Source organism: Chryseobacterium lactis, assembly GCF_003815875.1.
GTDB classification, from domain to species: Bacteria; Bacteroidota; Bacteroidia; order Flavobacteriales; family Weeksellaceae; genus Chryseobacterium; species Chryseobacterium lactis.
On sequence record NZ_CP033924.1, the window covers coordinates 135,097 to 149,204 of the forward strand.

General features: G+C 36.2%; 13 protein-coding genes. All 13 read right to left on the bottom strand.

The genetic code is table 11. The features are described 5' to 3' along the window. Positions 1-70 precede the first annotated feature (70 nt). The 13 genes from EG342_RS00675 to EG342_RS00735 all read right to left on the bottom strand — a co-directional run bounded on the left by EG342_RS00675 (position 71) and on the right by EG342_RS00735 (position 14,105). On the bottom strand, positions 71-757 hold the full coding sequence (locus EG342_RS00675) for a hypothetical protein (RefSeq protein ID WP_103293933.1): 687 nt from the start codon (positions 755-757) through the stop codon (positions 71-73). Positions 758-939: 182 nt separating this feature from the next. Further along, complete coding sequence (locus EG342_RS00680; RefSeq protein ID WP_103293932.1) at positions 940-2,274, bottom strand: trigger factor; 1,335 nt, start codon at positions 2,272-2,274, stop codon at positions 940-942. A gap of 137 nt (positions 2,275-2,411) precedes the next feature. Further along, a complete protein-coding gene (locus tag EG342_RS00685) occupies positions 2,412-2,984 on the bottom strand; it encodes a hypothetical protein (RefSeq protein ID WP_103293931.1) in 573 nt (190 codons plus the stop codon). Between the two features lie 52 nt (positions 2,985-3,036). Further along, entirely contained in the window at positions 3,037-5,421 is a 2,385-nt protein-coding gene (locus EG342_RS00690; protein ID WP_103293930.1) for a TonB-dependent receptor, read from the bottom strand. Between the two features lie 251 nt (positions 5,422-5,672). Then, entirely contained in the window at positions 5,673-6,029 is a 357-nt protein-coding gene (locus EG342_RS00695; protein WP_164465138.1) for a hypothetical protein, read from the bottom strand. Between the two features lie 144 nt (positions 6,030-6,173). Then, complete coding sequence (locus tag EG342_RS00700; protein ID WP_103293929.1) at positions 6,174-8,105, bottom strand: ABC-F family ATP-binding cassette domain-containing protein; 1,932 nt, start codon at positions 8,103-8,105, stop codon at positions 6,174-6,176. A gap of 137 nt (positions 8,106-8,242) precedes the next feature. Then, positions 8,243-8,491: a hypothetical protein gene (locus EG342_RS00705; protein ID WP_103293928.1), complete on the bottom strand. Its 249-nt coding sequence runs from the start codon at positions 8,489-8,491 to the stop codon at positions 8,243-8,245. Positions 8,492-8,566: 75 nt separating this feature from the next. Continuing rightward, complete coding sequence (locus tag EG342_RS00710; protein ID WP_103293927.1) at positions 8,567-9,592, bottom strand: hypothetical protein; 1,026 nt, start codon at positions 9,590-9,592, stop codon at positions 8,567-8,569. A 5-nt stretch (positions 9,593-9,597) separates the two neighbouring features. Next, positions 9,598-10,239 (bottom strand): hypothetical protein, encoded by a 642-nt coding sequence (locus tag EG342_RS00715; RefSeq protein ID WP_103293926.1) that lies wholly within the window; start codon positions 10,237-10,239, stop codon positions 9,598-9,600. Between the two features lie 44 nt (positions 10,240-10,283). Then, the gene (locus EG342_RS00720) at positions 10,284-11,021 is read right to left on the bottom strand and encodes a hypothetical protein (RefSeq protein WP_103293925.1); all 738 of its coding nucleotides are present in this window, start codon (positions 11,019-11,021) and stop codon (positions 10,284-10,286) included. Between the two features lie 250 nt (positions 11,022-11,271). Then, entirely contained in the window at positions 11,272-12,624 is a 1,353-nt protein-coding gene (locus EG342_RS00725; protein WP_103293924.1) for a phospholipase effector Tle1 domain-containing protein, read from the bottom strand. 148 nt (positions 12,625-12,772) lie between these two features. Further along, on the bottom strand, positions 12,773-13,450 hold the full coding sequence (locus EG342_RS00730) for a response regulator transcription factor (RefSeq protein WP_103293923.1): 678 nt from the start codon (positions 13,448-13,450) through the stop codon (positions 12,773-12,775). After that, a complete protein-coding gene (locus EG342_RS00735; protein WP_103294024.1) occupies positions 13,419-14,105 on the bottom strand; it encodes a sensor histidine kinase in 687 nt (228 codons plus the stop codon). Before EG342_RS00735 ends, EG342_RS00730 begins: the two co-directional genes overlap by 32 nt. Between the last annotated feature and the right edge of the window lie 3 nt (positions 14,106-14,108).

Consider the following 14,108-nt stretch of genomic DNA (forward strand, 5'->3'; position numbering starts at 1 on the left):
GTTAAACTTTTAATGATAGTTCATAAAAAAAGCCGGAATCTTCCGGCTTTTCCTGTATTGTATTCGATTTTTATTTAAAATCTGCGTCCGTTACTCCGGAATTAAGAACAATTTTCGTGGTTTTGATATTCACTTTTTGTCCTGCTCCTTCTGCTTCTACTTCACCCGGGAACTGCAGTCCGTCTACTGTCATATAGCTTTTTATCGTTACGTTTCCTTCTCCTGCTATCGATTTGTATAAAAGACCTGTAGCCGCATCAAAGTAGAACTTTCCTTTATCAGATGTAAGGACATTATAATCTTTTCCGTCCACTTTTTCTACGGTTACCGTTTGGAAACTTGCTGCATCAAAAGCTAATGCATCAACGGGTCTTCCTTTTTTAAAGTCAGCAATCTTATTGGCCGGAATCTCGGTTTTGGTTCCCATCTGATCAAAGTATCCCTTTTCACCATCAAACAACTGAACCATTTGCTGTCCCATTAATGATTGTACAGATTTGAATTTATTTCCCATTTTTTTAGTGGTCATAGTGATTTCCATCCCCTGAGCACTGATAGTATTGTCGGTAACGATAGATTTTACAGCCTCCAACTTGTCCTTTCCGCCTAATACTTTGAAATAATTATCAATTACTTCTTTAGGCGATAATTTCGATTTTACGGCATCTGTCTTAGCAGAAGCGGCATCTTTCTTCTGAGCTGCAGCCGGCACGGAAAAAAGTACGGCACAGAAAAATGGAATGATGATCTTTTTCATATTATATAATAAGTTTAAAGGGTAAATATAGGAATATTGGCGGACATAGATCAATGATGAGTAATGAGTAATAAGTGATGAATAATAAATGATGAATGATGGACGGCTCAAACGGCTATAATTTTAACATAAAAAAACCGCCAAAGAATTGACGGTTTTGAAATATTTATATCGGAGTATAATTATTTTTTAAGTTCTTCTAAAAATTCGTCGTGAGAAATTTTAGTTTCTTTTTTGCTTGCTTTTTCAAGAATTACATCTTTTAATTTAGCCATAGCAACTTCAGAAGAAATTTGTCTTACCTGCTCCTGATCTTTCAACATCTCAACAGCATATTTCTGAATCTCTTCATCACCTAGGTGGTGGATTCCGTAGATAGCCAATTGGTTTTTCACTAATTGCTCAGCTTGTGCCAATACATCAGCATAATCAAGGTTGATTTCGTTATCAGTCATCAATTTTCCTTCGATGATCTGATATCTCAACTGGTTTTTCTCTGCTTCAAGGATTTCTGCAGCTTGTTGCTCAGACTGAATGTTCTGGTTAGAGAACATTAACCACTTCACAAGGAACGTTTCAGGAAGTTTTACTTCTTCTTTCTCTGTTACCTGCTCTAATACTTTATTCACAAAGTGAACATCAGCATTTTGTTGGAAATACTCGTCTAATTCAGTCTTTACTTTGTCTTTCAACTCGTCTTCAGACTTGATGTTTCCTTCTCCGTATACTTTGTCGAATAATTCCTGATTAAGCTCAGCTAAGTCTAACGAATGGAAGTCTTTTACTTTAACTTCTACTTCATTGTGGTGTAGGTGCTCAACTTCTTCTTTACTGAATCCTAATTCTTTAGCTAATTCTTCATCACCTGCAAGAGTTTCTTTCGTTACTTTTACAGACCCGTCCATTTTCAAACCTTTTACCAATTTGAAAGCTTCTTTGTTCTCAGCAGTAACTGTAACATTTTTCGGGTGGTGGTGGTGTTCTCCTTCAGCATCTTCTTCTACTACCTGAGAAACTTCTAAAGCGATATAAGAATCTTTAGTGATTTTATCTTGAGGAACCTGCTCAGCGAAACGCTTCTGCATGTTTTCAATACTCTTGCTGATTTCTTTATCAGAAGCTTCTACTTTGTAGTGAGGTGCTTCATATTTAGCTAAATCTATAGTGAATGCAGGCTCATACCCTACTTCGAAAGCAACTTCCAATTGATCAGCGTTGTAATCGAATTCGTTTACTGGCTGAGGAACAGGTTGACCAACTAATCTTAGTTTGTTTTCGTTAACATAGTTGTTCAAAGCATCAGAAACCTGTCTGTTGATTTCTTCGAATGCAATACCTGCTTCATATTGTTTTTTAACCATACTCAAAGGCACTTTCCCTTTTCTGAATCCAGGAACTTGCGCATTTTTAGCATAATTAATCAACTGCTTCTCTACTTTTTCTTTGTAGTCAGATTTTTCCAATGTTACTGTAAGCAATGCACTTACGTCATCATGGTTTTGTGCGGTAACCTTCATTATTGATTAAAATTTTAGGTTGCAAAAATATGAATTTTTTATGAAAATCACCTATTTAAAGTCAACTTATAACGCCAAATATTGTTAAATAAAAAACCACCGGAAAATTCCGGTGGCCCAAACAAGATTAATTAATCCTAATTACTTAGGTTATATTTAGCTTCTGCATCAGTTTCTCCTCCAACTACGCTTCCCCAGGCTGTACCAGACTTTGCCTCGTTTACACTTTGAGGTGAGTGAATTAGGGTTAATTTTAATAACGGTGCTGTTCCGTCAACCGTTTTTACAACAGTCCATTTTGTTCTTAAACCAACTCTTTTTCCGTCATTTCTAAGATCACTTCCATCAACTCTTTCTACAGTAATGTTAGATTTTGGAAAATCAAAAATCAAAAAGTGTTCATTTTTAGCATCTATAATTTCCTGTGTAGCATCCTCATTTCCATTTCTGAACTTTGCCTGAACAGTATATGTTTTTCCATCTTTAAGGGGAATGGTAGGAGTTCCTCCCGCCCCGATACTGTAATCATAACTTTGAGTTGTTCCGGCTGCATCATCTGTTACTAATAAAACAATATTTGTAAGTTCTTCCTGAGGAAGATCGTCTTCTTCCGCAGATCCATTTCTCTGACAAGAAGTAACAACAGTAATAGTAATAAATAAAGCAGCTAATAATTTGATAATATTTTTAGTATTGAATAGTTTGTTCATTTTTAATAATTTTAAAATTGTAAAATTTTGATTGAATTGTTTTTTGAAATCTTTAGAATCTATATCTAAAGTTTAAAATAAAGTTTCTTCCCGGCTCATCCGCAAAGTATCTCAGACGATTCAGATACTCTCTGTATGAAGTATTGAAAAGATTGTTTACGATAAGTCCTGCAGAAAGGTTTTTACTAATATTGATTCCCGCTTGGATATTCCACAGAGAATATGCACTTGGTGGAGTACTGAGATCAATTTCTTTATCTACCAACTCACCATTTACATAAAGCTCCAACGGTGCATTTCGAATCGGGAATCTGGTTTGTTTTAAAAACGTTTGATTTTCGACAGTGAAGTAGAAATTATTCCACTCCTGCTTTTTGAATTGTAATGCATTTGAAAAATTCGGCGGCATCATTAAAATCAATGGTTCGTTGTGGGTATCATCCTGGCCATATACATAGCTGCCCTTTCCAACATAGGTCAGGTTATCTGTCAATTTCAAATTAACATCCAAATCCACACCATACATTTTGGCATCAATTTGCTGATATACCCATTCAGGAAATACTCCTCTGATCGTAGCTTTAATACCAACGGGAACTTCATTAATGAAATTTTTAGTAATGAAAAAGTAAGGGTTTACAGAGACACTCAGCCCTTTCAGAACATTGAATTTTGAGTCTATATTTAAATTAAACTGATGTCCCTGCTCGTTTTTCAACGTCATATCTCCTGTTTCAATAACTCCCGCAGAATGGTGCAATCCGTCTGAAAATAATTCAGCAACATTGGGCGATCTTCCCACTTTTGCATAATTGAACTTCAAATCAAAATTAGCATTAGGACGATATTCCAAACCTGCATTGAAAGAAACATTATTATAATTAAGCTGAGGACGCGTCAGAACTCTGTTCTGATTGGTTTTCACATAAAATTGCGGGTATGCATTTGCATATAATTTCTCCCAGTCACTTTTATCATACCATTTGGTAACATCGTAACGAGTGAAGTCATATCTCACTCCCGCTTCAAAATTGAATTCCGGAGAAATTTTATATTTGAAAACGGAATACGCCCCTGCAGAATATTTATCATAGTTCGGGATCAGACGTCTTGCTTTTGTTGCAGGATCTGAATAATTGTTTTGAAAACTCGCATCAATTCCGGTTTCTAAAGACCATTTTTCTCTTTCTAATAAATCATTAATATTAAACTGATGGGTCATCAGTTCCAGATCGAGAGAAGGAGTGTCATTCAACTCTCCTCTTCTGATGTCATATTCCTGTCTGTGATTGTACTGATAACTATAAGTTGCTGAAAGCTTTCCAATATTTTCAAATCTTTTGAAAGCAGAAAGCTTCGCAATATGATGCTGGACAACCTGTCTCGGATTGTCAATATCATAACTGAATCTACCTGAATAAACAGGAGGATTTGCAGTCATTGCCCTGTCATAGTCTTCCGATGTTGCGACGTGCGAATCTCTTAAAATTCCAATATTCTGATTGGTCAGGTAATAATCAAAGGAAATTCCTTTTTCATAGCTGTTATTCTGTACCGTAAAATTGAATGATGAAAAATCCATTCCTGTATTTTTCAGATTGTAGTTGGGAGCGCTCTGATCACCTAACTTCTTAATGCTTCCGCCGGATTTCACAGCCCATCCGTTTTTCCAAACTTTGGCTACATCTACATCTAGTCCCAGACCTCTTCCATTAGAAATTCCGGTAAGCCCCACTGAACCTTTGATAGTATCCTTTTTAGGAAAAATTTCAGGTTCCATAACTACAACTCCTCCAATAGCATCGCTTCCATACTTCAAAGCTGATGCTCCTTTAATCACATCAATATGCTGAAAATTATTGATATCAACATTGGGTGCGTGTTCTACTCCCCATTCCTGTTCGGCAAGACGTACACCATTATTCATAATACTGATACGGCTTCCATAAAGTCCATGAATGACAGGTTTTGAAATATTATTTCCGGTTTTCAACGCAGTCACTCCTGAAATTTTAGACAAAATATTTCCAAGGTTATCGGTAGAATTTTTCTCTATATCAGATTTATTGAGCGTTTTTACAACGAGTGATCCGTTATTTTTATGACTTCCATGGATCGTCACCGTTTCGATATCGTTGCTGTGATGCTCGAGAGTTATCGTAATATGTACATCCTGATCAACTTCTATATTTTCAGTATAATCATTGCAATCAGGATGTTTGGCAATGAGTGTATACTTCCCTGCAGGGATTTTATTGATCAAAAATTTACCTTTCTGATCTGTTTTTGCTGTATAGTTTCCGATTTTCACTACTGCATTTTCAAGCAGAGTTTTATCGTGAAAATCATGAACGGTTCCCTGTACAGTATAGGTTTTCTGTGCACTTGTAAATACTGATCCACAAAAGATCAGCAGCAGGCAATATATCAATTTCATTGTAAATAGATTGATTGCGTACCTTTTTAATCGGGTACATTTTCGTTAAAATTTGTTGTATGGGTTGGTTTAATTGTACAACGTAACGTATACAATGTAAAAAGCTTCATTCATTGATAATGCGACGATAGTCATTGATTTTTAATAAAATATGATGATCAATTACAAGCCGATAGCTGTTTTTCAACAACTTTAAACATTATACGTTGAATGCTAAAGCGCAAGCTTTACACCCAAAAAGAATCTATGAATTATGAAATACTGGGAGGACCCCGAAGTTGAAAATTGAATTTGGTCTGAGACCAGATTTTCTCCTGAATCGCAATAATTTGCTTTACTTCATGAGTATAGTGCTCAAAAGTAAAACTAAATTCTTCAGGAGCTAACGTATGGCCGGTCGCCAAGAAATGGCAGGCCAAACAATCGCCAGCTTTCTCTTTATTAGCTGCTTTCGTTACTGTATTTTCTGTTTTTTTAAGATTAAAAGACTTAAAATAGTCTACAGAATCATGGTGGTGAAAGCTTTGAGAAAGCAGCGCAAGGAAGTATACCCCAAACAATAGCTTGGAGATAAAACTCTTCAGGTTTCTGCTTTCTTTAAAAATCATGCTTCAAAATTATGAAAATAATTTAATTGTTTCCTTAAACTTTCATTAAATTACTTTATGATTATTGATAATATGTAGAAATGAATAGGATTCTGTTACAAAAAAGCTTCATAAATTTTAGTTTATGAAGCTTTATATTTTAACTTAATCAAGTTGAGTTCCCAGATACTCCCATTCCTGTAGGGCACTATCAAGTTCTTCTTTTGATTTATTATATTTTTCTAAGGTTTCATCAGAAGGGTTTTCCTTCGCAAAAGAAGCTTCCATTTCCTCTATTTTAGTTTCGAGTTCTGAAATTTTTTCTTCTACTTTTTTAATTTTATTCTGAATATTCTTCTGTTCTTTACTGACTATATTGGACGCCTGACTATTGCTTACAGCTGGCTTTTCTTCCTCTTTCTTTGGCGCCGGTTTAACGTCTTCCTGGTGAAGTTTCGCTTTTTCGGCAGAAATTTCCCTGATTGTTTCCTTTTGTCTGTATTCAAGATATTCGTTGATATCTCCCAGGAATTCTTTCATTTTACCATCACGGAATTCGTAGATCTTATCACAAAGCCCCTGAAGGAATTCTCTGTCGTGAGAGATGACGATCAATGTACCTTCAAAGTTCTGCAATGCCAGCTTAATAATTTCCTTAGACTGAATATCAAGGTGGTTGGTAGGCTCATCCATAATCAACGTGTTGAAAGGACGAAGTAACAACTTACAAAGTGCCAGACGGTTTCTTTCTCCTCCGGAAAGTACTTTCGTTTTCTTCGTAACAGCATCTCCCTGGAATAAGAAAGATCCTAATAAGTCTCTTACTCTAGGTCTAGTTTCTTCCGTAGCGGCATCTTCTGCTTCTTCCAAAACCGTTTTGTTAGGCGTTAAAACCTCTTCCTGGTTCTGCGCAAAATATCCGATGTTTACGTTGTGCCCAAGGTTCCATACTCCTGAATAATCTTTAATATCTCCTGCCAGGATTTTAGCCAAAGTTGTTTTTCCTTGTCCGTTCTGTCCTAAAAGAGCAATTCTGTCTCCTCTCTGAACAATAAAATCCACATCATCAAAAATCTGCTTCTGGCCGTAAGCTTTTCCAAGGTTTTCTGCTTCGAAGATTACTTTTCCCGGAACCATAGACTGTACGAAACGGATATTGAATTTTGAAACGTCTTCGTTATCAACTTCAATACGTTCAATTTTATCTAATTTTTTAATCAATGACTGCGCAAAAGATGCCTTTGTAGCACTTGCACGGAATTTATTGATGTTATCTTCCATTTGCTTGATCTCCGCATCCTGATTCTTTTTAGCCTGAATCAGCTTTTCGCGGCGATCTTCTCTCATGACAAGATATTTTGTGTAGTTGGCTTTGTAGTCGTCAACTTTTTTATTATTGATATCGAAAGTACGGTTACAAACCGCTGTCATAAACTGTTTATCGTGACTTACCAGAACAATTGCTCCCGGATAGTCTTTCAGGAAGTTTTCCAGCCAGATGATCGATTCCATATCCAGGTGGTTGGTAGGCTCATCGAGAAGCATAATGTCGTTCTTTTGAAGAAGCAGTTTTGCCAATTCAATTCTCATTCTCCATCCTCCTGAAAACTCATCGGTGATTTTTTGAAAATCATCGGCTTTAAATCCAAGACCAAACAATACTTTTTCCATATCACCTTCAAGATTATAGGCATCATGGTTCATCAAAAGATCGTTCAGCTCGGTCATTTTATTAATCAAATCCGTATAAGAATCGCTTTCGTAGTCGGTTCTTACAGTCATTTGATGATTTACTTCTTCAAGCTCATTTTTCCAGGCATTGATCTGCTCAAAGGCTTGCATCGTCTCATTCCAAACGGTTCTTCCTTTTACAAAATCAAGATCCTGCTTCAGGAAACCAACGGTAACACTTCCTTCAGTGATCACTTCTCCTTCATAGAAGTTGATTTCTCCCGATAGCATTTTCAATAAAGTGGATTTCCCCGCTCCATTTTTACCTACCAGACCTACTTTATCATCCTTTTTAATGGTGAAATTGACATTTTGAAATAAATAATTTCCCGAATGATGTAATCCTAAACTTTGAACAGAAAGCATTGTAATTAATAATTAGTAATGAATAATGAATTTTCGGCTGCAAAAATACGTAAAAAGAAATGAATAGGCGAGAAATAAAAAAAAGCTGCCTTAAAACTGACAGCTCTTTCTTTAAAAAATATGAATTTGTATAGAATTTATCCGGCAATAAGCGGCGGTGTTTTCTGCCCCGCTTCTACCATTGCAATCATTTCTACGAGGCTTTCTGCGGCCTCTTTATATTTAACTTGTTTGATGGAATGATGAGATCCTATATCATTTTGCAATTCATTCAAAGTGGTAGCCTGAGCCATTGTAATGGGTTTACTTCCATTTTTGATACTGATTTCATAGTTACAAGTATCTAAAAGTTTGTTTGCTTTTTGAAGCCATGCTGAAACTAACATAATATTTTGTTTTTTGGGTTAATAAATAATTTGTGATTGGTTTTTCTTGTGATTGAAAACAATTCTATCTGTGAATCAGGCCCATTTAATGGTATACAATTCAGCAATATTTTTAGGTCTTGTTTCCAACCCATCTGCCTCTACATCTGTTCTTGAGTTACTTTTTGTATCGATGATACTCATAGGAGTGGGTCCGTTTCCGGGAGGAATCATTGCTGTTGTGGAAAACTTCAGCCCGTGATCATGCTTTTTAAAAATATCATTTTCAAAAGTACTCACATGATCTCCTGTGATCGTTCCGGTTCCCGGAGCCTTTCTTTCCGTAGCATTCATATCTACTCCGGCCTGGTTATTCCACGCACGGCTAAAGTATCCTCTCATATCAAGCAACATTGAGAATCCGTTGGGTCCCTTTCCGAAACGGTAATTCAGCACTGAATTTAATCTTGTATAATTGGTGTCCAGTTCAATGGGAGCAGTACACAATGAAAATTCTCCTTCGGGAGCAAATTCAGTGGCTATGTATTGTCGGCGCTCTCCAATTACTCCCTGAATAATGCATGGAAGATTTTTAAGAGCAATTAATCCCAAATTTGTACAACAATAGGAGATTCTTATTTCTGCATTGGGAACTTTTGAAGAAATAGTAAGAATAAGTTTCGTTGCCGAAGGATTGATTTTATGTTGCAGATTGAGTTCATGGTCTCCTGTTTGAGATACTGTTACCGAACTGGAATCAATACCATCCGATAGCTGCACTGTTACTTCTCCGTTTACTTTTAAATTTAAAATAACCTGAGCAGCAGCTGTCTCTCCCGGCAACATCTGTTTCCATCTTGGAAATTCGTGAAGAGCCTGCCTGAAGGTCATTTCATCGGAAGTCTGGCTTTTAAGAATAACCAACTGGCTGGAGTTTGAATCAAAAGAGATTTTCCCGTTTGCTCCATTATCAATATATAACCAGCCATCCGGAATTCCATAAATGATTGCTCCGTTTTTTGATGTCTGATTACTGAAATAACGGAAATCATCATTATACACCAAATTATTTTGCCCCAGTGCATACAGATAATCCTCTGTGGTAATAGTTGCATTTTCCATGACATTTATTTTTTTTGAGGAATACTCCCCAATTTGAACAAATTAGTAGCTGAGTCAAAATACACATCCGTATCATCGGTAAAAATGAAGGGCAGGTATTTATTCATAGTTAGACCTCTGCTCTTATTAAAGGAAGGAACAAAAAGAGAAGAAGGAATGGCCATATTGGAAGCAATGCCACTCGCTGTAAAAAGCCATAGCTCGTCACTGTAATCAAAATAATTGATGGTATTGATAGAAGCCATATTGGCATCGCAAACCCCATATCCATCATTTATTTTCTGTGAAATTCCAGGATATAAGACAGAATTAGAGGCATTAGCTATTCCTATAACATCAGAAGGACAATTTTCGGGTGTACCAAAAAAGCCACTATTTGAAACGGCATACCTTTTCCCGTACTGTGCGTCTGTGGAATCATTTTCTTGATAGACGGTCATACTTTGTGGTGCGTTTCTGCTCACCACAGCTTTCCAGCAATCTGAAAAGACACATTGGTTATTGTTAATAAAAGGTTCAAATGCCAGACATATAAATTTAAAATCAGCCATTCCCGGATAGGATCTGATGATGCCTACCATCTGGTTGGTACTGCCCAGATAATTGATTCCCTTTTTATCAAAATAGATGTTTAATGTAGTGTCCATAATAAAATCCCGAAGGAAAATGATCCTTCGGGAAAATTTATTTTTTAGAAAATATTCAATAGCTGAGTCAATGATTCTCCTGATGATACCGGATTTACAGGTGCTGTTCCCGGCACACTTTCGATACCATAAGTTCCTGCGATCATCTGTAAGTTATACTGTATGTTCTGAGCGCTGAATACGAAGTTACATCCAGGTGCGGTTGCATTACCTGTAACCGATCCTGAAGTCATACTTGTTTGAGCTGCAAATAAAACTACTTTTTCATTAGGTTCCATGCTCACAGATCCTTGCGGAGTACATGTAAATGCACAGAAAGGTAGAAACTGTCCGTTTACTTTTGCAGCAAGCCCTACTGTAATGTTTGAAGTACCTGAGCCTCGCTCATTTTTTACTGTAATTATTCCTGCCGGAGCTCCTGAAGTAGCTGAAAAGGAACCATCCTGGTGGAAAGTTACAGCAGTACCTAAAGGAACTTCATCTGATAATGCCTGCATTTGAATCGTGGTATTTGTACCGATCGTGGATTTATTGAAAACGTATACCTTGTATTTTGGTTCATAATCAATTTCTACTGTTCCGAACATCTCCTGATAGCTTACAGCAAACCAGGCCGGTACTCCTGAAGAAACCTGATTAGGACCTGAAGCTCCTTTGTAGCCCATTAATTTATAACCGTTTTGTTGCAGGTATTGTAAAATTGCTTTCTGGTCACTTGATGTAAAATCGAAGTCAATTGAGAATACTGTAGCTGCTGCTGTTTTGATAAGTGTCTTTTCCATGTTTTTAGTCTTTGGTATTCTTACTCTTTTTATGATTAGGCTTTTCAGAATCCGCCTTTGTTCATATTATGTTTGAAGCTTCAAATGAACAATTCAAAGTAACGGGAATAAATAAGTAAAAACTACAGTATAAAACACCAAAATAAAAATTCAGTAGTTATACCCATTTGATTGTAAGGAGGGTTATAAAAAAGGAGACACCTTACAAGATGTCCCCTAACCTAAATTTAAAACTGAGAAGTGTTTGAGGCTAATTATTAATTTCATTTACCTTGATGGGTGCAGAAGTTTTTAAAATGGAACGAATCCAGATATCGTTGTTAGGAACGTTGGTTCCGTACAGAAAGTCTGCTACAAAACTGTCTTCCGGCAGATGGAGCTCTATGGAAAGTCTTGTCTGGTTCTCATGATCTACGGAGGTACTGCTGGAAACATTCAAACCGTTGTTGATTAATTCAGCATTAATTTCATTGTCTGATCTCTTCAACAATGTATCGCTGTATAATCCAAAATTGGCTGAAATATGAATATAATCTGCAAGGTTTTTATAATTGTAGACCGGTCTGTGATTTACCTCAAGATTTTTAATATAATATTTAAGATCCTGATAAAGGTGATTCAGTGAAAAATGCTTTTCAATATCTTTTTCAAAATATAAATCTATCTCTTTGCTAAAAACAGCGGATATTGCATTTGTTTCTTCGAGCATCAGTTTTCCATATACTTTTGAAAGATCATTATAGACTCTATTTCTGCAAACATATGCCTGTGAAAAAACATTATTTCTTTCAATCTGATAGTCTGAAAGAAGATCATCCCAGATTTTATTTCCCTGGCCGTCAGTTTTTGCATTTCGTATGTCTGAAACATAATTTTCCAAATCATCGATATTTACAAAATCGGTAGAAATATACACCGACTGCGGCCCTTCCAAATATCCACCTCCGATATCGGCATGAGCTCCCGGGACAAAAATCTCTTTCCATACGGATCTTTCATCTTCAGACTTCTGATCTTTCATCATATTTGAATTTTCGAAAATGCCTGTAAGAGGAAAAAAGAATCTGCTTTCATTCATTGCACAGATATGAAGTGTATTTTCAATCCGGTAAGATAATTTAAGGTTGTAATTGTTAAAAGGTTTGGATTCTACGGTATCAAAAGCACCTAAGAACCTAATTGTACAATTGATGTAGGAATAATGAGTAAAAAGCTGATTACAAAAGGTTCTCGCCAGCATGCCTCCTCTTCCGAATCCATAGATATAAAAATGATATTCTGCAGTCTGATCCTTTATCAAAGTCCGGACAAAATCATCTGCTTTCTGAAGTTTGTCATCGGCAGAATATCCGTTTCCATAGGGAGGGTTGGCACATGTTGCCATCGCAAAATTGTTATCTTCACTTCCTGTTACCGTACCAATTCCTTCAATATATATTTTTTCATCTCCGTTAAATAAGCTGTATAATTTATAGATATTGGTAAAGGCACCAAAGTAACTTTCATTGTTATTCACTGGCTTGTCAGGAGAAAGAGCATTTACTCCATTATTTCCTGTACCGTCAAAGAAAATCCCGACGGAAATCACTCTACTTTCATTCATGCTTTTATTTTTTATAGATTACAGATCTTGTCTGCATTTTTTTTCATCTAACATCCCTAAACGAGACATTTCAAAATAACAGAAGAAAAGAAAGCTAAGCTAGAGTGAAAAGTACCAAATAAAAAATTCCGTATTTCTACGGAATGGATTATATTTTTTCGAGTGAGTAAATATTGTTGACAATGGCATAAATAACTATTCCCACTGTATTTTTGGCTCCGATCTTTTCCAGAATTCTTTGCCTGTGACTTTCTACTGTTCTGGGACTTATAAAAAGTTTTTCTCCGATTTCGTTGTTTGTAAATTCCTGACAGATCAGTTTTACCACATCTTTTTCTCGTTCGGAAAGTTCATCTTCAGTATCAAAGAGGGAGTTTTTCTTTGCGGAGCTGTTCATATAAGTAAACAACATCTGATGATCTTCAGCAGTAAAGTAAACTCCATTTTTATCAACCATGGTAATGGCTTCAATAAATGTTTTCTTATTTGAATTTTTAGGCAGAAAGGCAGAAACGCCCAGCTTCACCATATATCCGAGGATCGAAGTCTTGTAATGGGAAGAAAGGATGATAATTTTAAGCTCCGGATATTTTTCTTTCAGAATTTCTACCAGCTCAAAACCGTTCATCGGTTTCATCTGAACATCAACAAGCGCAATATCAGGAAAATCTTGTTCCTGCAGTTGTTCGAGCTGTTGTATAAAATCGGGACCGTTATCAGCGGTAAGGGAGACCGATATGTTTTTTTCATTTGACAGCAGCATTTTTACCCCTTCCAGGATCAGCTGTTCATCATCAATCAGGGCTATTTTGATTTGGGAACTCATTATGTTTTGGTATTTTAATGATTAAACGACTTCCTTTATTTAAAAAAGTTTTTTTCCATTTATGGGTGGCATTCATTGATTTTATGCGGGACTCAATATTTTTGATTCCCATCCCTTTTTCCACCTCTTCATACTCGAATCCCTGGCCGTTATCAGAAATTACAATCACCATATTCTCTGCATAATCTTTCATGTAAATCCAAAGATCTGTAGCTGTTGAATGTTTGATTACATTGGTTGTAAATTCCTGAATAATCCTGTACAACTGTACTTCAACAAAAATGTCTTTCTTTTCATATCCGTGCATAACCTGCATAGAAATGTTGATTTTATGAGAGAGATTGGCTATTAATTCTTCCACATAGAGTACCAGGCCTACCGATTCGAGATTTACAGGGTACAGTGAATGGGAAATGCCTCTGGCTGCATCTATCAGCGAAGACATTTGGCCATAGATATTTTTTTTAATCAGCTCGTCTCCCTGTGTATCGAGATTATTAAGCCAAAGAGAAAGAATATTGAGCCGATTTCCTATATCATCATGAATCATTACGGCAATCTTTTTTCTTTCTTCTTCCTGAGCCTTTATATTTTCGAGCGCTAATCTTTTCTGGTGAAGAACTTCTGCCTCATATTGAGCATTTTTTTCTTTCATGAT

Excerpts from the sequence above, each read along its gene's own strand:
- EG342_RS00685 (WP_103293931.1), bottom strand. The coding sequence starts at position 2,984 with ATGAACAAACTATTCAATACTAAAAATATTATCAAATTATTAGCTGCT.
- EG342_RS00730 (WP_103293923.1), bottom strand. The coding sequence starts at position 13,450 with ATGAGTTCCCAAATCAAAATAGCCCTGATTGATGATGAACAGCTGATC.
- EG342_RS00675 (WP_103293933.1), bottom strand. The coding sequence starts at position 757 with ATGAAAAAGATCATCATTCCATTTTTCTGTGCCGTACTTTTTTCCGTG.
- EG342_RS00720 (WP_103293925.1), bottom strand. The coding sequence starts at position 11,021 with ATGGAAAAGACACTTATCAAAACAGCAGCAGCTACAGTATTCTCAATT.
- EG342_RS00710 (WP_103293927.1), bottom strand. The coding sequence starts at position 9,592 with ATGGAAAATGCAACTATTACCACAGAGGATTATCTGTATGCACTGGGG.
- EG342_RS00690 (WP_103293930.1), bottom strand. The coding sequence starts at position 5,421 with ATGAAATTGATATATTGCCTGCTGCTGATCTTTTGTGGATCAGTATTT.
- EG342_RS00680 (WP_103293932.1), bottom strand. The coding sequence starts at position 2,274 with ATGAAGGTTACCGCACAAAACCATGATGACGTAAGTGCATTGCTTACA.
- EG342_RS00695 (WP_164465138.1), bottom strand. The coding sequence starts at position 6,029 with ATGATTTTTAAAGAAAGCAGAAACCTGAAGAGTTTTATCTCCAAGCTA.
- EG342_RS00735 (WP_103294024.1), bottom strand. The coding sequence starts at position 14,105 with ATGAAAGAAAAAAATGCTCAATATGAGGCAGAAGTTCTTCACCAGAAA.
- EG342_RS00700 (WP_103293929.1), bottom strand. The coding sequence starts at position 8,105 with ATGCTTTCTGTTCAAAGTTTAGGATTACATCATTCGGGAAATTATTTA.
- EG342_RS00705 (WP_103293928.1), bottom strand. The coding sequence starts at position 8,491 with ATGTTAGTTTCAGCATGGCTTCAAAAAGCAAACAAACTTTTAGATACT.
- EG342_RS00725 (WP_103293924.1), bottom strand. The coding sequence starts at position 12,624 with ATGAATGAAAGTAGAGTGATTTCCGTCGGGATTTTCTTTGACGGTACA.
- EG342_RS00715 (WP_103293926.1), bottom strand. The coding sequence starts at position 10,239 with ATGGACACTACATTAAACATCTATTTTGATAAAAAGGGAATCAATTAT.